This window comes from Pseudomonas sp. 1L-E-NC-VB-C3, assembly GCF_057291535.1.
Window position 1 is genome coordinate 85,877 of sequence record NZ_JBXAWD010000001.1, and the last position, 24,777, is coordinate 110,653.

Annotated in this window: 20 protein-coding genes; 14 read left to right on the top strand and 6 right to left on the bottom strand. The window is 61.4% G+C overall.

Features of this window, described 5'->3' with window-relative positions:
* Nucleotides 1-132 precede the first annotated feature (132 nt).
* Nucleotides 133-1,188, bottom strand: a complete 1,056-nt coding sequence (bioB, locus tag AC0Z5Z_RS00380) for a biotin synthase BioB (RefSeq protein ID WP_056786610.1) — start codon at nt 1,186-1,188, stop codon at nt 133-135.
* 91 nt (nt 1,189-1,279) lie between these two features.
* Between bioB and AC0Z5Z_RS00385 the strand changes: the two genes are divergently transcribed.
* From AC0Z5Z_RS00385 to rarD, 5 genes are all read left to right on the top strand, one after another.
* Nucleotides 1,280-2,014 (top strand): ComFC family protein, encoded by a 735-nt coding sequence (locus tag AC0Z5Z_RS00385; protein ID WP_485610565.1) that lies wholly within the window; start codon nt 1,280-1,282, stop codon nt 2,012-2,014.
* Nucleotides 2,015-2,200: 186 nt separating this feature from the next.
* Nucleotides 2,201-2,965 carry a TOBE domain-containing protein gene (locus tag AC0Z5Z_RS00390; protein ID WP_485610566.1) on the top strand — a complete coding sequence of 255 codons (765 nt, stop codon included), beginning with the start codon at nt 2,201-2,203 and terminating at the stop codon, nt 2,963-2,965.
* A gap of 70 nt (nt 2,966-3,035) precedes the next feature.
* Entirely contained in the window at nt 3,036-4,937 is a 1,902-nt protein-coding gene (locus tag AC0Z5Z_RS00395; protein ID WP_485610567.1) for a PhoX family protein, read from the top strand.
* Nucleotides 4,938-5,102: 165 nt separating this feature from the next.
* On the top strand, nt 5,103-6,077 hold the full coding sequence (locus tag AC0Z5Z_RS00400) for a serine/threonine protein kinase (RefSeq protein WP_056786600.1): 975 nt from the start codon (nt 5,103-5,105) through the stop codon (nt 6,075-6,077).
* A 194-nt stretch (nt 6,078-6,271) separates the two neighbouring features.
* Nucleotides 6,272-7,159 (top strand): EamA family transporter RarD, encoded by an 888-nt coding sequence (gene rarD / locus AC0Z5Z_RS00405; RefSeq protein ID WP_041476730.1) that lies wholly within the window; start codon nt 6,272-6,274, stop codon nt 7,157-7,159.
* A gap of 223 nt (nt 7,160-7,382) precedes the next feature.
* Here rarD and AC0Z5Z_RS00410 read toward each other — a convergent pair whose 3' ends face one another.
* A complete protein-coding gene (locus AC0Z5Z_RS00410) occupies nt 7,383-7,901 on the bottom strand; it encodes a glycine cleavage system transcriptional repressor (protein WP_016772854.1) in 519 nt (172 codons plus the stop codon).
* Nucleotides 7,902-8,541: 640 nt separating this feature from the next.
* On the opposite strand from AC0Z5Z_RS00410, the gene AC0Z5Z_RS00415 reads away from it, so the two are divergent.
* Entirely contained in the window at nt 8,542-10,719 is a 2,178-nt protein-coding gene (locus tag AC0Z5Z_RS00415) for a malate synthase G (protein WP_252877013.1), read from the top strand.
* A 263-nt stretch (nt 10,720-10,982) separates the two neighbouring features.
* Here the strand turns inward: AC0Z5Z_RS00415 and AC0Z5Z_RS00420 are convergent, their stop codons facing one another.
* On the bottom strand, nt 10,983-11,429 hold the full coding sequence (locus AC0Z5Z_RS00420) for a response regulator (protein ID WP_016772851.1): 447 nt from the start codon (nt 11,427-11,429) through the stop codon (nt 10,983-10,985).
* Nucleotides 11,430-11,684: 255 nt separating this feature from the next.
* On the opposite strand from AC0Z5Z_RS00420, the gene AC0Z5Z_RS00425 reads away from it, so the two are divergent.
* The 8 genes from AC0Z5Z_RS00425 to AC0Z5Z_RS00460 all read left to right on the top strand — a co-directional run bounded on the left by AC0Z5Z_RS00425 (nt 11,685) and on the right by AC0Z5Z_RS00460 (nt 20,922).
* Nucleotides 11,685-13,619, top strand: a complete 1,935-nt coding sequence (locus AC0Z5Z_RS00425; RefSeq protein ID WP_317633866.1) for a putative nucleotidyltransferase substrate binding domain-containing protein — start codon at nt 11,685-11,687, stop codon at nt 13,617-13,619.
* The gene (locus AC0Z5Z_RS00430; protein ID WP_252877015.1) at nt 13,616-14,323 is read left to right on the top strand and encodes a 3'-5' exonuclease; all 708 of its coding nucleotides are present in this window, start codon (nt 13,616-13,618) and stop codon (nt 14,321-14,323) included. The genes AC0Z5Z_RS00425 and AC0Z5Z_RS00430 overlap by 4 nt, the downstream gene beginning before the upstream one ends.
* A 346-nt stretch (nt 14,324-14,669) precedes the next feature.
* On the top strand, nt 14,670-15,146 hold the full coding sequence (locus AC0Z5Z_RS00435; protein WP_231507548.1) for an RNA polymerase sigma factor: 477 nt from the start codon (nt 14,670-14,672) through the stop codon (nt 15,144-15,146).
* Entirely contained in the window at nt 15,143-16,117 is a 975-nt protein-coding gene (locus AC0Z5Z_RS00440) for a FecR domain-containing protein (protein WP_110603527.1), read from the top strand. The genes AC0Z5Z_RS00435 and AC0Z5Z_RS00440 overlap by 4 nt, the downstream gene beginning before the upstream one ends.
* A 205-nt stretch (nt 16,118-16,322) precedes the next feature.
* Nucleotides 16,323-18,749, top strand: coding sequence for a TonB-dependent siderophore receptor (locus tag AC0Z5Z_RS00445; RefSeq protein WP_252877017.1), 2,427 nt, complete (start codon nt 16,323-16,325; stop codon nt 18,747-18,749).
* Nucleotides 18,750-18,823: 74 nt separating this feature from the next.
* On the top strand, nt 18,824-19,954 hold the full coding sequence (locus AC0Z5Z_RS00450; RefSeq protein WP_150743473.1) for a PepSY-associated TM helix domain-containing protein: 1,131 nt from the start codon (nt 18,824-18,826) through the stop codon (nt 19,952-19,954).
* A complete protein-coding gene (locus tag AC0Z5Z_RS00455; protein WP_041476738.1) occupies nt 19,951-20,130 on the top strand; it encodes a hypothetical protein in 180 nt (59 codons plus the stop codon). Before AC0Z5Z_RS00450 ends, AC0Z5Z_RS00455 begins: the two co-directional genes overlap by 4 nt.
* A gap of 162 nt (nt 20,131-20,292) precedes the next feature.
* Nucleotides 20,293-20,922 (top strand): glutathione S-transferase, encoded by a 630-nt coding sequence (locus AC0Z5Z_RS00460; protein WP_252879010.1) that lies wholly within the window; start codon nt 20,293-20,295, stop codon nt 20,920-20,922.
* A 199-nt stretch (nt 20,923-21,121) separates the two neighbouring features.
* Here AC0Z5Z_RS00460 and creD read toward each other — a convergent pair whose 3' ends face one another.
* From creD to creB, 3 genes are all read right to left on the bottom strand, one after another.
* A complete protein-coding gene (gene creD / locus AC0Z5Z_RS00465; protein WP_056786567.1) occupies nt 21,122-22,489 on the bottom strand; it encodes a cell envelope integrity protein CreD in 1,368 nt (455 codons plus the stop codon).
* A gap of 132 nt (nt 22,490-22,621) precedes the next feature.
* On the bottom strand, nt 22,622-24,040 hold the full coding sequence (gene creC, locus AC0Z5Z_RS00470) for a two-component system sensor histidine kinase CreC (protein WP_485610568.1): 1,419 nt from the start codon (nt 24,038-24,040) through the stop codon (nt 22,622-22,624).
* Complete coding sequence (gene creB / locus AC0Z5Z_RS00475; RefSeq protein ID WP_485610569.1) at nt 24,040-24,720, bottom strand: two-component system response regulator CreB; 681 nt, start codon at nt 24,718-24,720, stop codon at nt 24,040-24,042. The genes creC and creB overlap by 1 nt, the downstream gene beginning before the upstream one ends.
* Nucleotides 24,721-24,777: the final 57 nt, after the last annotated feature.

Below are 24,777 nucleotides of genomic sequence, written 5' to 3' on the forward strand. Positions count from 1 at the left end.
ATCCCCTGTGGGAGCGAGCCTGCTCGCGAATGGGCGTCACATCCAACATGGATATTCGCGGCCAAACCGCTTTCGCGAGCAGGCTCGCTCCCACAGGGGTTTTGCATTCCTTCAGCGCAATCCGTGCAGCTTTTAGATGGCAGCGTTATAGAACTGCTCGCTGCTCTTCTGCTCCACCAGCGCCTGCTCGATCGCCGCTTGGTGCACTTCATCCGCGTGCTCTTCGCGAGCCTCCGGCTGGATACCGAGGCGCGCGAACAGCTGCATGTCCTTGTCCGCCTGCGGGTTGGCGGTGGTGAGCAATTTGTCGCCGTAGAAAATCGAGTTGGCGCCAGCGAAAAATGCCAGGGCCTGCATCTGCTCGTTCATCGCTTCGCGACCGGCGGACAGGCGCACATGGGATTGCGGCATGAGGATGCGCGCCACGGCGAGCATGCGGATGAAGTCGAACGGGTCGATGTCTTCGGCGTTTTCCAGCGGCGTTCCGGCGACTTTCACCAGCATGTTGATCGGCACCGACTCCGGGTGCTCCGGCAGGTTGGCCAACTGGATCAGCAGATTGGCGCGATCGTCCAGCGATTCGCCCATGCCGAGAATGCCGCCGGAGCAGATTTTCATCCCCGACTCACGCACGTAAGCCAGCGTCTGCAGACGTTCGCTGTAAGTGCGGGTGGTGATGATGCTGCCGTAGAACTCCGGCGAGGTGTCGAGGTTGTGGTTGTAGTAATCGAGACCGGCCTTGGCCAGCGCCTCGGTCTGCTCCTGATCGAGACGTCCGAGGGTCATGCAGGTTTCCAGGCCCAAGGCTTTCACCCCTTCAACCATCTTCAACACATACGGCATGTCTTTGGCCGACGGATGTTTCCACGCCGCGCCCATGCAGAATCGCGTCGAACCAATGGCTTTGGCGCGGGCCGCCTCTTCGAGGACCTTCTGCACTTCCATCAGTTTTTCTTTTTCCAGACCGGTGTTGTAGTGCCCGGACTGCGGGCAGTACTTGCAGTCTTCCGGGCAGGCACCGGTTTTGATCGACAGCAGTGTCGAGACCTGCACGCGGTTGGCGTTGAAATGTGCGCGGTGCACCGTTTGCGCCTGGAACAGCAAGTCGTTGAATGGCTGTACGAAGAGTGCTTTGACTTCGGCCAGAGACCAATCGTGACGCAGGGTGGCGGTGGTGCTCGCGCTCATGGGCAATTCCTTGGTTATGCTTGGCTGGCGCCGGGGAAAATGGAATATCCACAGGCGCTACACGGATGTTCGGCATATTTAAGGAAGAGCGATGCGCTGTCAACCGCAATACCATGGACAGGTTTACATCTGTTTAAAAAACGTACAGACCTGTTTGCTGTGCGATGAGCCCGCAGAAGCACAAATGCCAATGTGCGAGGCCTGCGAAACCGAATTGCCATGGCTCGGCAGTCACTGCCAGACCTGCGCTTTGCCGCTGGCGGCGGATGGCCTGACTTGCGGCGAGTGCCTGCTAGAGCCTCCGGCCTTCGAACAGGTTGCCGTGCCCTGGGTTTATGGCTTCCCCGTGGACAGTCTGATTACACGCTTTAAACACAACGCAAAATGGCCGTTTGGTCACCTGCTCGCCGACGTTCTCGGCCAATACCTGCAGCATCGCTTCGCCGAGGACTTGCCGCGCCCCGATGTGTTGCTACCGGTGCCGTTGGCGAATAAACGCCTGCGTCGGCGAGGATTCAATCAGGCGGCGATGCTCGCGCGCTGGTTGAGTGTTTCGCTGGATTTGCCGTGCGAAGAACAGCTGCTGCGGCGAGTCATGGACACCGATGCCCAACAGGATCTCGACGCCAAGGCGCGCAAACGCAACTTGCGCAATGCCTTTGCGCTGGCGCCTGACGCGCAGGTCAGTGGCCGCCATTGCGCGCTGGTTGACGACGTCCTGACTACTGGAGCAACCTCTCAGGCATTGGCGCGGTTGCTGATGAATGCAGGTGCGGCGCGGGTTGATGTGTATTGCCTGGCCCGTACGCCGAAGCCCGGTACCTGAAGCGAATACAGATATCGTGTGGGAGCGAGCCTGCTCGCGAATGGGCATCACATTCAACAAAGCTGTTGTTGGTCAAACCGCTTTCGCGAGCAGGCTCGCTCCCACAGGGGGCTTTGCGTCAGGCTTGACTCATGCGTTGCAAGTGGCCAACGTCCATTTCATCGCCCGAGCCAGAAGCGTTCTGATATGTCCCTGCCCACCCTGCTGTCCCAGCACATCGTCCGCCGCCCGCAGCGCATTGCCCTGCTGCAACACATCGCCGAGCAGGGCTCGATCACCCGTGCGGCGAAAAGCGCGGGGCTCAGTTACAAGGCGGCGTGGGATGCAATCGATGAGCTGAACAACCTGGCGCAGAAACCCCTGGTCGAGCGCGTGGTGGGCGGCAAGGGTGGCGGTGGCGCCAGATTGTCCAGCGAGGGCGAGCGAGTGCTGCGCCTGTATCAGAAATTGCAGGCGTTGCAGGCACAGGTGCTGGAAGCGGCGGAAGACGCCAGTGATCTCGACCTGCTCGGGCGGCTGATGCTCAGGACCAGTGCGCGCAATCAGCTGCATGGCACGGTGGCAGCGATTCAGGCGCAGGGTCGCAATGACTTGATCCGCCTTGAACTGGCCGAAGGCATTGCTCTGGAGGCGCAGATCACCCACGACAGCACCGTGCATCTGGAATTGCAGATCGGTACCGAAGTGATGGCGCTGATCAAGGCTGGCTGGCTTGAGTTGCTCGGCGCCGATCAGTCGGCAACGCCCGGACACAATGTCCTGCGCGGCACCATCGAAGCGATCCTCGATGCCGAGGACGGACCCAGCGAAGTGCGCATTTCCCTGCCCAACGGCCAGACACTTTGCGCCTTGGCCGAACCGCTGCACTTGCGCAGCCATAGGCTGGAGGTCGGCAATCCGGTGCAGGTGCAATGCGCACCATCTAACGTGCTGATCGGCACCCCGCTCTGATTAGCCCTTGCCACAAAAGCGTCATCGACCCGCATTAAGGTGTTGCCCATAACCAAGCAGGGAGCCTGATGTGAGCCTATTAGAAGAAAACCAATCCACTGATCTGGAAAAAATGGTCGGCCTCAGCCGTCGCGGTTTCATCAGCGCCGGTGCCTTGTGCGGCGCGGCGATGTTCCTTGGCGGCAACCTGTTGAGCCGCAGCGTCATGGCCGCCAGTGTCAGCGCCGGCAACAGCCGCCTGCTCGGTTTCGAGAGCATCCCGGCAGCGACCACCGACGCCATCAGCCTGCCCAAGGGCTACAAGTCTTCGGTGCTGATCAGTTGGGGCCAGCCGCTGCACAAGAACGGCCCGGCCTTCGATCCGAGCGGTAACGGCACCGCTGCTGCGCAGGAAGTGCAGTTCGGCGACAACAACGACGGCATGAGCCTGTTCGCCTTCCCGGACGACAAGAACCGCGCGCTGATGGCGATCAACAACGAATACACCAACTACCGCTACCTGTATCCGCATGGCGGCATGCCGCAGTCGGCTGAGGATGTGCGCAAGGCATTGGCCTGCGAAGGCGTGTCGGTGATCGAAGTGCAGCGCAAGAACGGCCAGTGGCAATTCGTCCAGGGCTCGCGCTACAACCGCCGCATCCACGGCAACTCGCCGCTGCGCATCAGCGGTCCGGCCCGCGGCCACGACTTGATGAAAACCGCCGCCGACAAGCACGGCAAAAAAGTCCTCGGCACCTTCCAGAACTGCGCCAACGGCAAGACACCTTGGGGCACCTACCTGACCTGTGAAGAAAACTTCACCGACTGCTTCGGCAGCAGCAACGCCCAGCAGCAATTCGATGCCGCGCAAAAGCGCTACGGCGTTGTCGCCAGCAGCAAAGACATCAACTGGCACCCGCACGACCCGCGCTTCGACATGGCCAAGAACCCCAACGAGCTCAACCGTCACGGCTGGGTGGTCGAGATCGACCCATTCGATCCGCAATCGACTCCGGTCAAACGCACCGCGCTGGGCCGCTTCAAGCATGAAAACGCCGCACTCGCCGAGACCGACGATGGTCGCGCTGTGGTGTACATGGGCGACGACGAACGTGGCGAGTTCATCTACAAATTCGTCAGCCGCGACCGCATCAACCATCGCAATCAGAAAGCCAACCGCGACATCCTCGATCACGGCACGTTGTATGTAGCCAAATTCGATGCTGGCGACGGCAACCCTGATCACCCGAAAGGCCGGGGCCAGTGGATCGAACTGACACACGGCAAGAACGGCATCGACGCCAGCAGCGGGTTTGCCGATCAGGCGGAAGTGCTGATCCACGCGCGCGTCGCCGCCAGCGTCGTCGGCGCAACACGCATGGACCGCCCGGAGTGGATCGTCGTCAGCCCCAAGGACGGCCAGGTTTATTGCACCCTGACCAACAACGCCAAGCGCGGTGAAGACGGGCAACCGGTGGGCGGGCCGAACCCGCGCGAGAAGAACGTCTATGGGCAGATTCTGCGCTGGCGCACCGACCGCGACGATCACGCCTCGAAGACATTTGCCTGGGATCTGTTTGTGGTCGCGGGCAACCCGGGCGTGCATGCCGGGACGCCGAAGGGTGGCTCATCGAACATCACCCCGCAGAACATGTTCAACAGCCCCGACGGTCTGGGTTTCGACAAGGCCGGACGCCTGTGGATTCTCACCGACGGCGACTCGAGCAACGCTGGCGACTTCGCCGGCATGGGCAACAACCAGATGCTCTGCGCCGATCCTGCGACCGGTGAGATTCGCCGTTTCATGGTCGGGCCGGTGGGTTGCGAAGTGACCGGTATCAGCTTCTCGCCGGATCAGAAAACCCTGTTTGTCGGGATTCAGCATCCGGGCGAAAACGGTGGTTCGACCTTCCCCGAACATCTGCCCAACGGCAAGCCAAGGTCTTCGGTGATGGCGATTACGCGCGAAGACGGCGGGATTGTCGGCGCCTGATAAACCCTCATCGCTGGCAAGCCAGCTCCCACAGGTCTTGCGCAAAACCTGTGGGAGCTGGCTTGCCAGCGATGGCATCAGCAATGACACCAACCACCTCCGCCGCCGCCATCTGCGCTACCATGCCGAGCCGGACGCAGCAGCCTGCTGCGCGCAGGAGTCAGCATGGCCCACCCGTTTGAAACCCTCACCCCCGATCTCGTCCTGGATGCCGTTGAAAGCATCGGTTTCCTCAGCGACGCGCGCATTCTGGCGCTCAACAGCTACGAAAACCGTGTGTATCAGGTCGGTATCGAAGACTCCGAGCCGCTGATTGCCAAGTTCTATCGTCCGCAGCGCTGGACCAACGAGGCCATCCTCGAAGAGCACCAGTTCACTTTCGAACTGGCCGACATCGACATTCCGGTGGTAGCGCCGCTGATCCATAACGGTGAAACCCTGCATGAGCACGCCGGTTTCCGCTTCACCCTGTTCCCGCGCCGTGGGGGCCGCGCGCCGGAGCCGGGCAACCTTGATCAGCTGTATCGCCTCGGCCAGTTGCTCGGGCGCATGCATGCGGTGGGCGGTACCAAGCCGTTCAAGCACCGCGAAGCCCTCGCGGTGCAAAACTTCGGCCATGCCTCGCTGAACACCCTGCTTGAGGGCAATTTCATTCCCAAGAGCCTGCTGCCGGCGTACGAGTCGGTTGCCCGCGACCTGCTCAAACGCGTCGAAGATGTCTACGCCGCTACGCCGCACCAGAACATCCGCATGCACGGTGACTGCCACCCCGGCAACATGATGTGCCGCGACGAGATGTTCCACATCGTCGACCTCGACGACTGCCGCATGGGCCCGGCGGTGCAGGACATCTGGATGATGCTCGCCGGCGATCGCCAGGAATGTCTCGGGCAGCTATCGGAATTGATGGACGGCTACAACGAATTCCATGATTTCGACCCGCGCGAACTGGCACTGATCGAACCGTTGCGCGCCCTGCGCCTGATGCACTACAGCGCCTGGCTGGCGCGGCGTTGGGACGACCCGGCGTTCCCGCACAGCTTTCCGTGGTTCGGCACGGAACGGTACTGGGGCGATCAGGTGCTGGCGTTGCGTGAGCAGCTGGCGGCACTGAATGAAGAGCCGCTGAAACTTTTCTGATTCAAACCTGAACCCTGTGGGAGCGAGCCTGCTCGCGATAGCGGACGGACATTCAACTTTGATGTTGGCTGACCCGACGCTATCGCGAGCAGGCTCACTCCTACATTTGTCCGGTGTTCACAAATTCACAACTCACTTGCAGACAAATCTCCTTACAATCCCTCCTTTGTCAGCTGCCTGAGCAAGGATTCTGCATGCAAGCCGCCAACCCGCGTCGCGGGTACATTCTGGGCCTGAGCGCCTACATCATCTGGGGCCTGTTCCCGATCTATTTCAAAGCCATCGCTGAAGTCCCGGCCGTCGAGATCATCATCCATCGGGTGCTGTGGTCGGCGCTGTTCGGTGCGTTGCTCCTGATGGTATGGAAACACCCGGGCTGGCTGCGCGAGCTGCTCGACAATCCCAAGCGCTTGGCGATTCTGGCCCTGAGCGGCACGCTGATCGCGGCCAACTGGCTGACCTATGTCTGGTCGGTGAACAACGGCCGCATGCTCGAGGCGAGTCTGGGTTACTACATCAATCCGCTGGTCAACGTGCTGTTGGGCATGGTGATCCTTGGCGAACGGCTGCGGCGCATGCAGTGGGTCGCGGTCGGTCTCGCTGCCATCGGCGTGGCGCAGCAGGTGTGGCAGGTCGGCAGCTTGCCGTGGGTGTCGCTGGCGCTGGCGCTGACTTTCGGCTTCTACGGTCTGATCCGCAAGCAGGCGCCGGTCAAGGCGTTGCCGGGGCTGGTGGTGGAAACCTGGATGCTGGTGCCGATCGCGATTGCATGGTTGCTGTTCAATCAGACCGCCACCAGCGTGCAGCCGGCCTTCTGGACCACCTCCGAAGCCTGGTGGCTCGTGGCTGCCGGCCCGGTGACGCTGGTGCCATTGGTGTGTTTCAACGCCGCCACCCGCCACTTGCCCTACACCACCATCGGCTTCCTGCAATACATCGCGCCGACGCTGGTGTTGCTGCAAGCCGTGCTGCTATTTGGCGAGCATTTGTCGTCCAGCACGCTGGTCGCGTTCATGTTTATCTGGGCCGGTCTGGCGGTCTACAGCGTTGATGCGTGGATAAGTTTGCGCCGACGGGCCTGATCAAAAAACGCACAAAGCTCCGCAGGCCACGGTTCTCGTGGCCTGCATCGTTCCTTCCCAAGCTTATCCACAGCGTGATCCCCGCCGTTTGTGCGCAAGTCACTGAATGTCGGTGGTTTTTTGATCAAAGGGCGCAAAGCCCCGGCCGGCGTGGCGTGGCGCTCTGTCTCTACAGGTTATCCACAGGCAGGTGCACGTTAAACCTGAATAACCCTGTGAACGTTTAAACCTCTGTGCGTAACACCAATTCGACCATCAGATCATCGGCCAGGGTTTCCAGGCGCGCCTGCAACACATCCAGCGACAGCGTCAGTGGTACCGCGAGAATCGCCTCGGCGTGGAACAGCGGCTCGCTACTCATCGGCGCCGGGCGCACCTCAGTTACCAGCCGCTCCAGGTTCACCCCCTGCTCGCTCAACAGGCGAGTGATATCGCGGACGATACCCGGTCGGTCGTTGCCGACCAGTTCCATAGCGATCGGTTTCCACGTGCAGGACTGCTCCACTCCGCTTTCGGCAATCAGTACCCGAATGCCATGGGCCGACAGCGCTTGCAGGGCATCGACCAGTTCGTCGTAAGCCTCCGCCGGCACACCCACGCGCAGAATCCCGGCGAACTGCCCGGCCATGCGTGACATGCGGCTTTCCAGCCAGTTGCCGCCGTGCTCGGCAATGCATTGGGCGATGCGCTCGACCTGCCCGGGCTTGTCCGGGGCGAAAACGGTGAGTACGAGATGGTCCATGGCGCAGCCCTCTTGTCATGACTTTTGTTATCGAAGGGCAAGTATAGGCAAGCGGCTTGATTCAGCCTGACCCAGTGCTGGCAGATGATGACCTGTGGCGAGGGGATTTATCCCCGTCCGGCTGCGCAGCAGTCGTGAGTCCTGCCAATTGGGTCTGCCAGCCGGACCGCAGGGGGCGGCTTCGCCACCCAAACGGGGATAAATCCCCTCGCCACAGATTCGCTCATCGCAAAGGGGGAGACGCCAAATCGCGCCATAGCAGTCAAACAGTAATTATGTGTACAACTTTCGATATTTAGCTGGAACAATCCAATGCTTTTTTGAGAACATCCCGTTCCGCGACGTGACCGCAATGCGTCATGAGGTCGCAGAACGACGTAATTAGTCTGATTTTCACAAGCGCAACTCATCATGTAGTATGCCGCAGCGCGCACTACATAACGCTGGATCGATGTCTGCCCAAGGTCCTTCGCAATCCTGAAAGCCCCGTCAGCAAGGCCTCCAAGCCGTTGATTGGTCCTAGCCCAGCCGCCAGCAATGGCATGTACTGGTCCGCAGGTTTGTGGTTTAAATGGCCGGAAGCTTCATTGTTAAATTGACGAGCTGAAAAGCGAAATAGCTGAGCAGAGTGAGGCAAGCAATGACTGAACACGTTCAAGTCGGTGGCCTGCAGGTCGCCAAAGTCCTGTTCGACTTCGTGAACAACGAAGCCATTCCCGGTACCGGCCTCACCGCCGAACAATTCTGGGAAGGTGCCGACAAGGTCATTCATGACCTGGCGCCGAAGAACAAAGCCCTACTCGCCAAACGCGATGACTTCCAGGCGCGCATCGATGCCTGGCATCAGCAGCATGCCGGCCAGGCGCACGACGCCGTGGCCTACAAAGCTTTCCTGCAAGAGATCGGTTATCTGCTGCCAGAAGCGGCTGATTTCCAGGCGACGACGCAAAACGTCGATGATGAAATTGCCCGCACCGCCGGCCCGCAATTGGTCGTGCCGGTGATGAATGCGCGCTTCGCGCTCAATGCTTCGAACGCCCGCTGGGGCTCGCTGTACGACGCTCTCTACGGCACCGACGCGATCAGCGAAGACGGCGGCGCGGAAAAAGGCAAAGGCTACAACAAGGTGCGTGGCGACAAAGTCATCGCCTTCGCCCGCGCCTTCCTCGACGAAGCCGCGCCATTGGCCGCAGGCTCCCACGTCGATTCGACCGGCTACAGGATCGCTGACGGCAAACTGGTCGTGACGCTCAAGGGCGGCAGCAACAGCGGCCTGCGCGATGACGCTCAGTTGATCGGTTTCCAGGGTGACGCCAACGCGCCGATCGCCGTTCTGCTCAAGCACAACGGCCTGCACTTCGAAATCCAGATCGATGCCAGCACTCCGGTCGGCCAGACCGATGCCGCCGGGGTCAAAGACATCCTCATGGAAGCGGCGCTGACCACGATCATGGACTGCGAAGACTCCGTGGCCGCCGTCGATGCCGACGACAAAGTGGTGATCTACCGCAACTGGCTCGGCCTGATGAAGGGCGACCTCGCGGAATCCGTGTCCAAGGGCGGCCAGACCTTCACCCGCACCATGAACCCGGATCGCACCTACACCGCGCCCAATGGCGGAGAAGTGACCCTGCACGGTCGTTCGCTGTTGTTCGTGCGCAACGTCGGCCACCTGATGACCATCGATGCGATCCTCGACAGCCAAGGCAACGAAGTACCGGAAGGTATCCTCGATGGTCTGGTGACCTGTCTGGCGGCAATGCACAACCTCAACGGCAACACCTCGCGGCGCAACACCCGCACCGGTTCGGTGTACATCGTCAAACCGAAGATGCACGGCCCGGTAGAAGCGGCGTTCACCAACGAGCTGTTCGGGCGCATCGAAGATGTCCTGCGCTTGCCGCGCAACACCCTGAAAGTCGGGATCATGGACGAGGAGCGCCGCACCACGGTCAACCTCAAGGCTTGCATCAAGGCCGCCAGCGAGCGCGTGGTGTTCATCAACACCGGTTTCCTCGACCGTACCGGCGACGAAATCCACACGTCCATGGAGGCCGGCCCAGTGGTGCGCAAGGCGGACATGAAGGCCGAGAAGTGGATCGGCGCCTACGAGAACTGGAACGTCGATATCGGTCTGAGCACTGGCCTGCAAGGTCGTGCGCAAATCGGTAAAGGCATGTGGGCCATGCCGGATCTGATGGCAGCGATGCTCGAGCAGAAAATCGCTCACCCACTCGCCGGCGCCAACACTGCCTGGGTGCCATCGCCGACTGCCGCTGCGCTGCACGCGCTGCACTACCACAAGGTTGACGTGTTTGCGCGTCAGGCCGAACTGGCCAAACGTGCCCGTGCCTCGGTGGATGACATCCTGACCATCCCGCTGGCGGTCAACCCGAACTGGACACCAGAGCAGATCAAGAACGAACTGGACAACAACGCCCAGGGCATTCTCGGTTACGTGGTGCGCTGGATCGACCAGGGTGTCGGTTGCTCCAAAGTGCCGGACATCAACGACGTCGGCCTGATGGAAGACCGTGCGACGCTGCGGATCTCCAGCCAGCACATCGCCAACTGGCTGCGCCACGGTATCGTCAGCCAAGAGCAAGTGATGGAAAGCCTCAAGCGCATGGCGCCAGTGGTTGACCGCCAGAACGCCAACGACCCGCTGTATCGCCCGCTGGCACCGGACTTCGACAGCAACATCGCCTTCCAGGCGGCGGTCGAACTGGTGATCGAAGGCACCAGGCAACCGAACGGCTACACCGAGCCGGTGCTGCACCGTCGTCGTCGCGAGTTCAAGGCCGCGAATGGTCTGTAATTTGCGCTGACGCTGGAAGTGAAAAAGGCCCTGATCGAGAGATCAGGGCCTTTTTGTTTGTGAGGTGGGTTGGATTGTTGTGGTGGGCTTGAGATCCATCCCCCTCACCCCAGCCCTCTCCCCCAAGGGGTAGAGGGGAAAGGGAGCAGATTGGGGAAGTTTCAATTCCTGAGTTCGACTCATGAAATTCAGGTCGGTGTACCTCCAACATTCACCGCGGTCAGTCCCCTCTCCCTCTGGGAGAGGGTTAGGGTGAGGGGCTTCTAGGGCTCAATGCCCAATTCATGCTTCACCAACTCAAGCAACTTGCCCGTATCAATCGGCTTGAGCAGAAAATCCACCACGCTCAAATGCATCGCTTCGATCGCATCTTTCACGTCGGCATCGCCGGAGACGATGATGATTGGCATCGCTGCCCGTACCGATTCACGCACCTGGCGAATCAGCTCGAGGCCGTCGACATTGCCCATGCGCAGGTCGGTAATCACCAGACCGATCGAAGGCTTTTCATCGAGCATTTTCAGCGCGGTTTCACCGCTGGCTGCGGTCATGCAGCGAATGCCGTCCAGCGCGAGTATCTCCGACAACAGCTCGCGGGCGTCCTTGTCGTCGTCGACGATCAGGACACGCTGCGGCGGCAGATCAGGTTCGAGCATGACTGCGCTGAGCGCTTCTCGCTCGGCGTCGCTCAAAATATCGTGGTCGGACATGGCGCTCTCTAAATGTTCAAACAATCCCTGGCAAGTCGTCAGACATCACCGGACAGCGCTTCAATGTGCACTTCGTCGGAATTTTTTCCAAGTGGCTAGCGCAAGCTTTTCCGAGCTTTTGCGTAGGTTATTTCCGAAAATCGGCCAATGGTGGCAAAACCTAGACTTACGTCCAATGGGCACCCTGCCCGCCGGGGTCGACCATGGTGGCAACGATCCGACAACAACAATTCGAAAAAGACTGCGGTAATGGTTATGAGCAAAGCGGACGCCTTCACCCAGGCAGGGAAAACCGCGGTGTTGCAGAACATTCAGGGCACCCTGCAATTCCTCCAGCGCTTCCCGCCCTTCAATCAGATGGAACACGCCCACCTCGCCTATCTGGTGGAGCAATGTCAGCTGCGTTTTTTTGCCCAGGGCGAGAGCATCATCAAACCGGCCGACGGCCCGGTGGAGCACTTTTATATCGTCAAACAGGGTCGGGTGGTCGGCGAACGTCAGCACATCACCAAACCCGGCACCGAAACCACGTTCGAAATCACCACCGGCGAATGCTTTCCGCTGGCGGCGCTGCTCGGTGAACGCGCCACTCGCACCGAACATCTGGCGGGCGAAGACACCTTCTGCCTGCAACTGAACAAACTGGCGTTCATCAAACTGTTCGCCCTTTCCAGCGCCTTCCGCGATTTCGCCTTGCGTGGGGTGAGCAGCCTGCTCGATCAGGTCAACCAGCAAGTCCAGCAAAAAGCCGTGGAGACCCTCGGCACTCAATACTCGCTGAACACCCGTCTCGGTGAACTTGCGATGCGCCATCCGGTGACTTGCAGCGCCGAGACGCCGTTGCGTGAAGCGGTGAAGCTGATGCACGAGCAACAGGTCGGCAGCATCGTCGCAGTGGATGAGCACAAGGCGCCGCTGGGGATTTTCACCCTGCGCGATTTGCGCCATGTGGTCGCCGAAGGTGTCGGTGATTTCAGCGACGCCATCGAACAGCACATGACCCGTTCACCGTTTTATCTGTCGCCGGATCACAGCGCATTCGATGCGGCGATCGCCATGACCGAGCGGCACATCGCTCACGTCTGTCTGGTCAAGGATCAACGCCTGTGCGGTGTGGTGTCCGAGCGTGACCTGTTCTCCCTGCAACGGGTCGATCTGGTCCACCTCGCCCGGACCATCCGCAGCGCGCAACGGATCGAGCAACTGGTGACCTTGCGCGGCGAGATCGGCCAACTGGTCGAGCGCATGCTCGCCCACGGCGCGTCATCGACGCAGATCACCCACATCATCACACTGCTCAACGATCACACGGTGTGTCGGGTCATTGAACTGACCCTCGCCGAAAAGGGCGACCCGGGCGTGCCGTTCAGCTGGCTGTGTTTCGGCAGCGAGGGCCGGCGCGAACAGACGCTGCACACCGATCAGGACAACGGCATCCTGTTCGATGCACGCGATGCCGCGCACGCAGCAGAAATACGCGGCAAGCTGCTGCCGATTGCCCAGCAGATCAACCAGAGCCTGGCGCAGTGCGGCTTTACACTGTGCAAGGGCAACATCATGGCCGGCAATCCCGAGCTGTGTCTGTCGCGGGCCGAATGGGCACGACGCTTCGCGGCGTTCATCCGCGAAGCCACGCCGGAGAACCTGCTGGGCTCGAGCATTTATTTCGACCTGCGCGTGGTCTGGGGCGATGAGCAAGGCTGCGAGCAATTGCGCCGGGGCATCCTCGATCAGGTCGCTGACAACCGTCTGTTCCAGCGCATGCTCGCCGAAAATGCGCTGCGCAATCGCCCTCCCGTTGGGCGCTTCCGTGAATTCGTGCTCGCCCGCAAGAACGGTGAGAAGGCCACGCTGGATCTGAAAATCCAGGGCCTGACGCCGTTCGTGGACGGCGCCCGTCTGCTGGCGCTGGCCAACGGAATCGACGCCAATAACACCCTCGAACGCTTTCGCCAACTGGTCGATAAAGAGGTCATCGAGCCGCTCGACGGCGCGGCGTATGAAGAGGCCTATCACTTCATTCAACAAACGCGGATGCAGCAGCATCAGTTGCAAACCCGGGAGAACCAGCCGTACTCCAACCGCGTCGATCCCGACAGCCTCAATCACCTTGACCGGCGCATCCTGCGTGAATCCCTGCGCCAAGCGCAGCGCCTGCAAAGCAGCCTGACCTTGCGGTATCAGCTATGAGCCTGTTCTCCTGGCTGCGCCCGGCCAGCCCCGTGGTGTCGGCGGACTTGCAGCAGCGGCTGGCGAAGCTGCCGGCGCTTGCCGAGCTGAGCGAATGCAGCCTGCGCGAGCAGCGCTGGGTGGTGCTGGACCTGGAGACCACCGGCCTGAATATGAGCAAGGATCGGGTTCTGTCGATCGGCGCGGTGGTGATCGAGGACGGCGCGATCGATTTCCGTCAGCAGTTCGAACGCACCTTGCAATGCCGCGAATTGAAGCTCAGCCCCAGCGTGCTGATTCATGGCCTCGGCCCTAGTGCAATTGCCGCAGGCAGCGACCCGGCGGAAGCGTTGCTGGAGTTGCTGGAGTTCATCGGCGACAGCCCGGTGCTGGCGTTTCATGCGCCGTTCGATCAGCACATGCTCGGGCGTGCAGTTAAGGAACACTTGGGGCATAAGCTGCAGCATGTGTTTCTGGATGTGGCGGACATTGCGCCGCTGTTATGTCCGCAGGCGCAGATTCGCGAGGCCGGTCTGGATGAGTGGATCGAATGGTTCCGGCTTGAAGTGTTCGAGCGGCATAACGCGAGTGCCGATGCGCTGGCCACGGCGGAGTTGGCATTGATTCTGTTCAGCCGCGCGCGGGCGCAGCAGATTTACAGTCCGTTGCAGTTGCAGCAGCGGTTGAGCCAGTGGAAGCGCAGGCAGCAGGCGCCGTCCTTTTAGAATCATTCAGATCAAAAGCCCCTCACCCCAGCCCTCTCCCGGAGGGAGAGGGAGCCGATCGTGGTGTCTGAAGCCTTATATCGACCTGAAAGACCGAGTCGATTGAGGAATCGCTGAAAATCGTTCAGGTCGGTGTACCTCCAGAATATCCCCCGATCAGTCCCCTCTCCTTCCGGGAGAGGGCTAGGGTGAGGGGCTGCCCTTGATTCATCACCTGACCAGTGGCCAATTGCTAACCATTCCCACCTCTGCCAGAATCGCGAACTATTCTCGTTAGTTAACATTTCCCAATCGGTGATGTCCGGTGTCGTCAGTGCCCAACCCCCACAGTGAGCTCGTCGGTGCGATGTATCGCGACCATCGCGGTTGGCTGCTGGCGTGGTTGCGGCGCAATGTTGCGTGTCCGCAGCGTGCCGAAGACCTGAGCCAGGACACCTTCGTGCGCCTGCTCAACCGCGACGAACTGGTGACGCCGCGCGAACCTCGGGCGTTTCTGGTGGCGATCGCCAAAGGCCTGTTGTTCGACTACTTCCGCCGCGCCGCGCTGGAACAGGCCTACCTCACCGAACTGATGCTGATCCCCGAAGACGAGCAGCCGTCGGTGGAAGAACAGCAAATGATCCTCGACGACCTCAAAGCCATCGATCGCCTGCTCGGCAGGTTGTCGACCAAGGCCCGCGCAGCCTTTCTGTATAACCGCCTCGACGGCCTCAGCCACGCCGAAATCGCAGACAAACTCGGTGTCTCGGTACCGCGTGTGCGGCAGTATCTGGCCCAAGGCCTGCGCCAGTGCTACATCGCCCTGTACGGTGAGCCGACATGACCGCGGCCAGTTCGCGCCCGGTGCCGGCGCATGTGCTGGACGCGGCGATTGCCTGGCAATTGACCCTCGATTCGAGCACCGCACTGGAGCGCGAGGAATTCGCCAAATGGCACGCGGCCCATGAAGAACATGCCCGCGCCTGGCGTCAGTTGGGCATGCTCGATCAGCGCTTCAGCGTCGCCAGGGGCCCGGCCCGAAGTGCGTTGCTGCAATCGCGCGAAGGCATCCGTCGGCGCATGCGAAAACTCGGCAGTGGGCTGGCCAGTGTCGTGGTGATCATCGGGCTAGGGCTGTTTGCCAGCGAGCGCTATCTGCCGCTGGATTACTGGCTCGCCGATCAACGCACCGCCACCGGCGAACAGCGCACCGTGCGCCTGTCCGACGGCACCCTGCTCAACCTCAATACCCACAGCGCGGTCGACGTACGCTTCGATGACAAGCGCCGCTTGATCGTGTTGCAGGAAGGCGAAATCCTCGTCGAGACCGGGCATGGCGATGCGCGGCCGTTTATCGTCGAAACCCGCGAAGGCAGCATGCGCGCGCTGGGCACGCGGTTTCTGGTCAAACGCGAGGACGATGGCACACGGCTGAGCGTGTTGCAGTCAGCGGTGGCGGCACATGCCCAAGCCAACCCGCAAGAACAGATTCTGCGCGAAGGCCAGCAGGTGTTGCTGCGCAGTGACGGGTTGGGCTCGATTGCCGCCCTCGCCCCCGGCGCCGATGCCTGGACCCGGGGCATGCTGGTGGTGGATAACGCGCGGCTGGGCGATCTGCTGCATGAATTGGGGCGCTACCGTCGCGGGCATCTCGGCGTGGCGCCGGAAGTGGCCGATCTGCGCATTACCGGCAGCTTTCCATTGCATGACACCGACAAGGCCCTGAGCGCTTTGCTGCCGACCTTGCCGGTGCAGATCGAGCGGCATACGCCGTATTGGGTCACCGTGGCGAAGGCTGATATCAAGCCTGAGTAATGCGTCGGCAGGAAAATCGCCTTCGCGAACAGGCTCGCTCCCACTTAGGCATGCGATCACCTGTGGGAGCGAGCCTGCTCGCGAAGGCGCCATCAGCCGCACAACCATTTCCAACAAAAAAAGAATTTCCACCCACCCCTATCACTTTTCCAATCTCGTCCGGCACACAGGCAATTGAGAAATATTTCCATTCAGGAGCCGCCGTATGTCCCGTTCGCCAGACACCTTGTTGCGCCCCAGTCTGCTGGCTTTTGCCATCGCTTTCGGCACGCCGCTGATCAGCAGCCCGTTGCTCGCCGCTGAGCAAGCGTCCAGCGTGCGCGCCTACAACCTGCCGGCGGCGCCGCTGTCGACCACCCTGAACCAGATCGCCAGCCAGGGCGGCCTCGCCCTGTCGCTCAATCCTGCGCTGGCCGCCGGCAAAAACTCGGCGCCGGTCAACGGCCAGTACGACGCCGCCGGTGCCCTGCGCGCGGCTTTGCGCGGCACTGGTCTGCAGCTGGAACAGAGCAGCGCCGGCACTTACACCCTGGTGGCCGTGCCGGAAGGCACGCTGGCCCTGCCGGAGACTTCGGTCATCGGCGTGGAAAACTTTGAAAGCGCCTGGGGCCCGGTCGAAGGCTACACCGCGACCCGCACCGCCGCCGGCACCAAGACCGACACCGCCCTGGTCGAAGCACCGCGTTCGATTTCGGTGGCAACCCGTCAGCAAATGGACGACCGCAGCGTGCACAGCCTCGACGACGCGGTGCGCTACATGCCGGGCATCACCGCCAGCAGCTACGGCAGCGACACCCGCGCCGACTGGCTGCGCGTGCGCGGTTTCGAACCGACCCAGTTCCTCGATGGCCTGCCGCTGCCCAAAGGCGTGTACGCCAACCCGAAACAGGAAACCTGGAACCTCGACCGCCTCGCCCTGCTGCGTGGCCCGGCCTCGTCGGTGTACGGCCAGACCCCGCCGGGCGGTTTGCTCGACATGGTCAGCCGCCGTCCGAGCGCTGAGGCCAGCAGCGAAATCCAGCTGCAATACGGCAGCGACAATCACCGCCAGATCAACTTCGCCAGCACCGGCAAGATCGATGAGGCCGGGCAGTTTCTCTATGGCCTCAGCGGCGTGGTGCGCGACAGCGGCACCCAGGTCGATCACGTCGACAACAAGCGCTACAACATCGCGCCGAGCCTGACCTGGAACATCGATGACGACACCAAACTCACCCTGCTGAGCCAGTTCACCCGCGACGACACCGGCATCACCAGCCAGTTTCTGCCGATCCAGGGCACGAAGATCAAATCGCCGCTCGGTGATATTTCCCATCACAAGAATCTCGGCGATCCGGATTGGGAATACTACGACCGCACCTACTACGCGTTGGGTTATGCCTTCGAACATCGGTTGAACGATGTCTGGCAGTTCAAACAGAACCTGCGCTACACCAAGTCGGACCTGTCGTTCCAGTCGCTGACACCCGGTTCCTACCCGTTTACCACCGTGGATGCAGAGGGCAACGTCGGCCGCACCAGCACCAGCGTCGACGAAGACATCAGCCAGTTTGCCGTGGACAACAACTTCCAGGCCGACTTCGCCACGGGTGAGGTTCGCCACACCTTGCTGCTGGGTCTGGATCACCAGCGCAGCAACACCAACTACACCTCGATCTTTGGCGATGGTCTGCAAACCAACGTCATCAACCCGATCTACGGCCAGCCGATCGTACGTCCAGCACGCTCCACCGCGTTTTACGACTACAACCAGAAGACCTACCAGACCGGTCTCTACGTGCAGGACCAAATGGCCCTCGATCAGTGGCGCCTGACCCTCGGCGGCCGTGAAGACTGGGTGCACACCAGCACTGAATTCTTCAACAAGGGCGATGCGACCAACACCCAGCGTGACAAGAAATTCAGCGGCAACGCGGCGCTCAGCTACGTCTTCGATAACGGCTTCGTGCCGTACCTGTCCTACGCCGAATCCTTCCAGCCGACCACCGGCGCCGATGCCACCTCGACCGGCTCGCTCAAGCCAACCGAAGGCAAGCAGTGGGAACTGGGCATCAAATACCAGCCTCCGGGCAGCAAGACCCTGCTGACCGCCGCCGTGTATGACCTGACCCAGAAGAACGTCGCGGTGAACACCTTCGTCAACAACGTTTCGGTGACCAGCCAGACCGGCGAAGTGAAGGTCAAAGGCCTGGAACTCGAGGCCGTGTCGGATGTGACCGACAACCTCAAGGTCATCGCCGCCTACACCCTGGCCAAGTCCGAAGTGCAGAAAGGCGTCGACAAGGGCAATCGTCTGCAACTGATGCCCAACCAACAAGCCTCGCTGTGGACCGACTACACCTGGCACGCCGGCGTGCTCGACGGTTTCGGCATTGGCGCCGGCGTGCGCTACACCGGCAATACCTACGGCGACAAGGCCAACACCTGGCTGGGCAAGGCTGACGCCTACACCGTGTTCGACGCCAGCGTGCATTATGATCTCGGCCGTCTGGACAACAGTCTCAAAGGTGCATCGCTGGCGGTGAACGCGACCAACCTGTTCGACAAGGACTACATTTCCACCTGCGACAGCTTCTACTGCTACTACGGCGACCAGCGCAGTGTCGTCGCCAGCGCCACTTACAAGTGGTAAGCCAGTGAGCTGAAACAGGCCCTGTTCCCAGGCCGTCCGTACCGGACGGCTTTGGTGTTTTTGAAGGTCATGCAATGAAAAGTAAAACCATCCGCCGCTGGTCGTTCATCCACACCTGGACCAGCCTGATCTGCACGGTGTTTCTGCTGATGCTCGCACTGACCGGTCTGCCGCTGATTTTCAGCCACGAGATCGATCATTTGCTCGGCAACGCCCCGGAGCTGCGCGAGATGCCGGCCGACACGCCGCAACTCAACCTGCAGCAACTGGTCGATGCCGCGCAGAAACATCGCCCGGGCGAAGTCATGCAGTACTTCGGTTATGACGACGAAGAGCCGAACGCGGCGTTCGCGATCATGGCCAGGACGGCCGACACCGAGCCGAACTCTTCGCACACCTTCATGCTCGATGCGCGTACTGGCGAAGCGCTGGAAACCCCTTCGGCAAATGGCGGTTTGATGCTGTTCATCCTGCGTCTGCACGTCGACATGTTCGCCGGGCTGCCGGGCAAGCTGCTGCTGGCGTTCATGGGGCTGCTGTTTGTCGTGGCGATCGTCTCCGGCACGGTGCTGTACCTGCCGTTCATGCGCCGCTTGAAATTTGGCACCGTGCGCCAGGACAAGTCGACAAGACTGCGCTGGCTCGATCTGCACAACCTGATCGGCGTCGTCACTTTGACCTGGTGCCTGGTGGTGGGCGTGACCGGGGTGATCAGCGCCTGCGCCGACCTGCTCATCGCCGCCTGGCGCAACGATGCACTGACCACCCTGATCGCGCCGTATCGCGATGCGCCGCCGCTGACTCAACTGGCGCCGGCTACGCGGCTGCTCGACATCGCCGAGGAAGTCGCACCGGGGATGAAGCCGGATTTCATCGCCTTCCCCGGCACACGCTTTTCCAGCGAGCACCATTACTCGGTGTTCATGAAGGGCGGCACGCACCTGACCTCGCACCTGCTGACGCCGGTGCTGATCGACGCCACGACCTTGCAGGTCACCGCCGTGGCCGAACGGCCGTGGTACATGGACGCCATGGGCATGTCGCAGCCGCTGCACTTTGGTGACTACGGCGGCATGCCGATGAAGATTCTCTGGGCGACGCTGGATGTGCTGACGATCATCGTGCTGGCCAGTGGTGTGTATTTGTGGGTGGTGCGGCGCAAGGCGGCCAAGCCTGTATTGGAAGCGGCGGAGGCCTCGGCATGAAGCCGCGTCAGTCGAGTTTCTGGAAGGTTTTCAGCACACCGATCGTGATCGCCTTGCTCAGTGCGGCGGGGCTGTTTGCGGCCTTGCTGGGGGATGGAATCTGGGATGCGTTGAGCTGGGTCGGGCTTGGCGTGCCGGCATTTCTGGCGATAAAAGGTTTTCTGCCGCGAAGCTGAGAATCCCTTGTGGGAGCGAGCCTGCTCGCGAAAGCGCCCGGACATTCAACATCAAAGTCGACTGTCACGACGCCTTCGCGAGCAGGCTCGCTCCCACATGGGTTCTGCGCCGGACGCGAGCAGGCTATGCTGCCCGATCATTGTCCTGATCGAGACCTTGCCATGTCCGCCCCCAGCATGACCCTGTACCACAACACCCTGTCGCCCTTTGTCCGCAAAGTCATGGTGCTGCTGCACGAAACCGGTCAGCAGGATCGTGTCGCGCTGCAGGACTGCGTGCTCAGCCCGGTCAGCCCGAACCCGGCGCTGATCGCCGACAACCCGCTGAGCAAGATCCCCGCCCTGCGCCTGGCCGACGGCAATGTCATCCATGACAGCCGCGTCATCCTCGAGTACCTCGACCAGCAGCACGTCGGCAATCCGCTGATCCCCCGGGAAGGTGCGGCGCGCTGGCGGCGCCTGACCCTGGCGTCGATGGCTGACGGGATCATGGATGCCTCGGTGATGGTGCGTTATGAAACTGTCCTGCGCCCGGTGGAAAAACACTGGGACGAATGGCTCGACGCCCAGCGCGACAAGATCCGCCGCGCCCTCGCCGTGCTCGAGAACGAAGCGATTGCCGAGCTGACCAGCCATTTCGATGTCGCGGCGATCAGCGTGGCCTGCGCGCTGGGCTATCTGGATCTGCGTTTCCCGGACATCGACTGGCGTGCAGCCAATCCGCAACTGGCCAACTGGTATTTTGAAGTGAGTCAGCGACCGTCCATGATGGCGACAATGCCCAAGCCCTGATTCTGCGGCGCCTGATCTGCCCCCATCGCTGGCAAGCCAGCTCCCACATTGAATCGGGACAGACCGCTGACCTGTGTGTCGGCATATATCCTGTGGGAGCTGGCTTGCCAGCGATGGCACCACCTCGGTTCCGGCGGCAGCGCTGCAACAATCAGCGTCAGCAGAACCGCCACTTCCCTGCGCTCAGCCCTCAACCCGCTCATTGCATCGCCTCCACATCAAACTCCAGCGGCCTGGCCGGCTTCAAACCAATCCCGTACCAGTCCAGTTTGCGCGTCAGCACCATGAACACGCCGAGCAGACCGAACAGCATCAGCGAGCCCATCAGCAGCGCGTAGTCCTCGGCACTGAGCAAGCCGTACAGCAAGCCATACAGCGCCGCCAGCCCGGCCGAGAAGCTCAAGCCATGCCGCGCGCTGCGCAGGACGTGGCTGACATAGAAGCCGATCAGCAACACGCAGCCACTCGCCGACAACAGATACGCCAGCGCAAAACCGATGTGTTCCGACAGCGACAACAGCAGCAGGTAAAAGAACGCCAGCGCAACACCGACCAGGGCATATTGCACCGGGTGCACCGCCAGGCTCTTGAGCACTTCGAAGAGGAAGAAACCGGCGAATGTCAGGACGATGAACAGCAGCGCGTATTTGATCGCCCGATCGCTCTTCAGGTACTGATCCACCGGATCGATGAAGCTGACGCCGAAGCTGCGCCCGTTGAGTGCATCACAGTCGCCAGCGACGCAGCGCTCCATCGCCTCTTGCAGGTTGGTGGAGAAAAACGAGGTCTGCCAGTCGGCGCTGAAACCCTGATCGTTGATCTCGCGCTTGGCCGGCAGGAAGTTGCCGACGAAGCTGGGGTGCGGCCAGTTGGCGGCGAGGCTGACGCTGCTGGTCTTGCCCACCGGCACCACGCGCAGCGAGCCGGTGCCCTGCAGACGCAGGTCGAAGCCGAAGGTCAACTGCGTGGCTTTGCTGGCGTCCAGCGCCGGCAGGGTCACGTGTACGCCCTCGCCGATCCAGGCCACTTCGCTGCCTGGCACGAAGTCCAGTTGCTGGCCGGCGAGCTCGAGTTTCAGCGCATTTTCGATGCCGCGAATATCGCTGATACCGACGGCGAGGAACGGCGCGTCGAATTGGTAATCGGCAAAATTTTCCTTGATGCCCAACTGCGCCGGCAGGGAAAAATGCCCGTCGATACGGTTATCGGCGTGAAACAGCCGCGCCTCGTAAATACCGCGTTTGCGCAGTTCGGTTTGCACCTGGCCGTCGAGTTCAAAACGCTCTGGCAGAAAGTACAGACGCCCGCGCGCTTCGCCGATCTCCTCGTAGCGCTTGTTGGTTTTCTCGTTGGTTTTCCAGGTGCGCACCACCTTGCGATATGGCACTACCATCACCGGCCCGGTCAGCTGCTGGCTGTAACTGGAACTGCGCGCGATGTCTTCGAGCACACCGTCGCGCAGTTGCTGACGTTCGTCGATGATGCCGTCGATCATCAACAGCGGTATCAGCAACAGCAGGATCAACAAGGCAATCGCGCCGAGCTTGATGGTCAGATTCTTGTTCATGGGACTCTCCCTGTTTGGATGGGAGGAGTCTGCTGATGCGGTGTGGTGGCAGTGTGGTGGGAATATGGAGATTGTGTGGAGAATGCATTCCCCTGTGGGAGCGAGCCTGCTTGCGAAGGCCGCGACTCGGTTTCAAGGCAAGCGCAATACCACCTCAACCCCGCCCTCGACATTACCAATGCGCATCACCCCGCCATGCAACTTGACCACTTCTTCAACGAAGTTCAGCCCCAGTCCGGTGCTCTTGCGTCCGCTGTCCGGGCGCGGCAGCGAGTAGAAGCGCTCGGTCAGGCGCGGCAAGGCGTAATCGGGAATCGGCGTGGTCTGGTTGAACAGGCGGAACTCGATCTGCTCGCCAACCCGCTCGGCGCTCAAGCGCAACAGCCCCGACGTCGGGGTGAAATCGAGTGCGTTTTCCAGCAGATTACCCAACGCCTGGCGCAGCAGAAACGGCTCGCCAATCAACAGCAGATCCTCGCCGATCGCTTGCTCGACGCGCAGTTGTTTACCCTCGATCCGCGCGGCCTGCGCCTTGAGCAGTTCTGCGACCAACGCCGCCAGCGGCACTGCCACCCGTTCTTCCAGCCCTTGGCGTTGTTCGACTTGCGCCAGGTTGAGCAGGCGCTCGATCAACTGCTGCATCCGCGCGCTTTCGCTGTCGATGTTGCTGACAAAGCGCAAACGCTGGACGGCCGGCATATCACTTTGCAGCAACTCCGCCGCGCCACGAATCGCCGCCAGCGGACTCTTCAACTCATGGGTCAGGGTGTGTACATAGCGTTCGACGTAGGCCTTGCCTTCGAGCTGCGTGCGCATCTGCTCGACCGCCGTCGCCAGTTGCTCCAGCTCGCCGCCGCGATAATGCGGCACTTCCACGCGCCGGCCTTCGCTGACCGCTTGGGCATAACCGGTCAAACGGTGCAGCGCGCGGCTGAGCCACCATGAGAGCAAGGCGCCGAACAGCAGACCGAGGCCGATCAGTCCGGCGCCGTAAAACAGCAAACGCCGCTCGGTGCGATCGACGTAGGGTTGCAACGAACTGTTGGGCTTGGCCACGGTGACCACGCCGATGATCTTGCCGTTGTCGCGGATCGGCGCACCGACGTGCATCACTGAAGAGCTCGGATCGTCAGGATCACTGCGGCTGGAGCGCGCGCCGTACTCGCCGCGCAGGGTCAGGTAAACATCGTTCCAGCGCGAATAATCCTGGCCGACTGCGACGCCGCTGGAGTCGAGCACAACGATGCCCTTAGCGTCGGTGACGTAGATGCGATGGTTGACCTGGTTCTTCGGCAAGCCCCAGATGGTCGCTTGCGGTTGGCGCTCGCCATAGGCGCGGAGCAATTGCGGCCAGCGGTTCTCGCTGAGGGTGCCGGCCTTGAAATCGTCGCGCAGGATTTCTGCCATCAGGTTGGCGGTGTCCACCAGCGTCTCTTCGGTGGACTGACGCACGCCGGGGCGGATTTCTTCCATCACCGTGTTGAGGACGAAATAGCCGATCAGGCCGACAAACAGCACGTACACCAGAAAAATCCGCAGCCCCAGCGACATCAGCTGTGCCCCGGGCTGTAGCTGTAACCGAGGCCGCGATGGGTCTGGATCGGCTCGGCCTCGGCGCGCACCAGGCGCAACTTGGCGCGCAGGCTTTTGATGTGGCTGTCGATGCTGCGCTCGTAACCGGCATCGGCCGCTACGCCCAGCGCATCGAGCAATTGCTCGCGGCTGAACACCCGCTCAGGTTGTTCGAGCAAGCATTGCAACAAGCGGAATTCATGGCGGGTCAGGCTCAGCGGCTGGCCGCGATAGCTGATCTGCACGCGTTCGGCATCGATGCGAAACAGCGTTGAGCCTGCTTCCACGGTTGCGCGCGGCGCCATGCGTTTGAGGATGGCTTTGACACGCGCCGCCACTTCACGCGGGCTGAACGGCTTGACCACATAATCGTCGGCGCCGATCTCAAGACCCACGACGCGGTCGATTTCAGCGTCGCGGGCGCTGAGAAACAGCACCGGCACTTCCGTGAAGCGCCGCAACTGCTTGCAGGTTTCGAAGCCACTGATGTCCGGCAAGCCGATATCGAGAATGATCAGGTCGGCCGGGGTCTGCCGCTGATGCTCCAGCGCCGCCGCGCCGAGGTTCAGCCACGTGGTGCTGAACCCCTCGCCCTGCAAGGCAAAAATCAGTGTGTCGGCAATCGCCGCTTCGTCTTCGACAATCAGGATGTGCGGCATGGCGTCCGAGCCCGTGGCAGTTAGTGCGCGAACGGTGCCCCAAGCCCGGGGTTACGT

Excerpts from the sequence above, each read along its gene's own strand:
- AC0Z5Z_RS00460 (WP_252879010.1), top strand. The coding sequence starts at position 20,293 with ATGTCCGCCCCCAGCATGACCCTGTACCACAACACCCTGTCGCCCTTT.
- AC0Z5Z_RS00440 (WP_110603527.1), top strand. The coding sequence starts at position 15,143 with ATGACCGCGGCCAGTTCGCGCCCGGTGCCGGCGCATGTGCTGGACGCG.
- AC0Z5Z_RS00445 (WP_252877017.1), top strand. The coding sequence starts at position 16,323 with ATGTCCCGTTCGCCAGACACCTTGTTGCGCCCCAGTCTGCTGGCTTTT.
- AC0Z5Z_RS00435 (WP_231507548.1), top strand. The coding sequence starts at position 14,670 with ATGTATCGCGACCATCGCGGTTGGCTGCTGGCGTGGTTGCGGCGCAAT.
- creD (WP_056786567.1), bottom strand. The coding sequence starts at position 22,489 with ATGAACAAGAATCTGACCATCAAGCTCGGCGCGATTGCCTTGTTGATC.
- AC0Z5Z_RS00455 (WP_041476738.1), top strand. The coding sequence starts at position 19,951 with ATGAAGCCGCGTCAGTCGAGTTTCTGGAAGGTTTTCAGCACACCGATC.
- creB (WP_485610569.1), bottom strand. The coding sequence starts at position 24,720 with ATGCCGCACATCCTGATTGTCGAAGACGAAGCGGCGATTGCCGACACA.
- AC0Z5Z_RS00420 (WP_016772851.1), bottom strand. The coding sequence starts at position 11,429 with ATGTCCGACCACGATATTTTGAGCGACGCCGAGCGAGAAGCGCTCAGC.
- AC0Z5Z_RS00400 (WP_056786600.1), top strand. The coding sequence starts at position 5,103 with ATGGCCCACCCGTTTGAAACCCTCACCCCCGATCTCGTCCTGGATGCC.
- AC0Z5Z_RS00450 (WP_150743473.1), top strand. The coding sequence starts at position 18,824 with ATGAAAAGTAAAACCATCCGCCGCTGGTCGTTCATCCACACCTGGACC.
- rarD (WP_041476730.1), top strand. The coding sequence starts at position 6,272 with ATGCAAGCCGCCAACCCGCGTCGCGGGTACATTCTGGGCCTGAGCGCC.
- AC0Z5Z_RS00430 (WP_252877015.1), top strand. The coding sequence starts at position 13,616 with ATGAGCCTGTTCTCCTGGCTGCGCCCGGCCAGCCCCGTGGTGTCGGCG.
- creC (WP_485610568.1), bottom strand. The coding sequence starts at position 24,040 with ATGTCGCTGGGGCTGCGGATTTTTCTGGTGTACGTGCTGTTTGTCGGC.
- AC0Z5Z_RS00425 (WP_317633866.1), top strand. The coding sequence starts at position 11,685 with ATGAGCAAAGCGGACGCCTTCACCCAGGCAGGGAAAACCGCGGTGTTG.
- AC0Z5Z_RS00390 (WP_485610566.1), top strand. The coding sequence starts at position 2,201 with ATGTCCCTGCCCACCCTGCTGTCCCAGCACATCGTCCGCCGCCCGCAG.
- bioB (WP_056786610.1), bottom strand. The coding sequence starts at position 1,188 with ATGAGCGCGAGCACCACCGCCACCCTGCGTCACGATTGGTCTCTGGCC.
- AC0Z5Z_RS00415 (WP_252877013.1), top strand. The coding sequence starts at position 8,542 with ATGACTGAACACGTTCAAGTCGGTGGCCTGCAGGTCGCCAAAGTCCTG.
- AC0Z5Z_RS00385 (WP_485610565.1), top strand. The coding sequence starts at position 1,280 with ATGCGCTGTCAACCGCAATACCATGGACAGGTTTACATCTGTTTAAAA.
- AC0Z5Z_RS00410 (WP_016772854.1), bottom strand. The coding sequence starts at position 7,901 with ATGGACCATCTCGTACTCACCGTTTTCGCCCCGGACAAGCCCGGGCAG.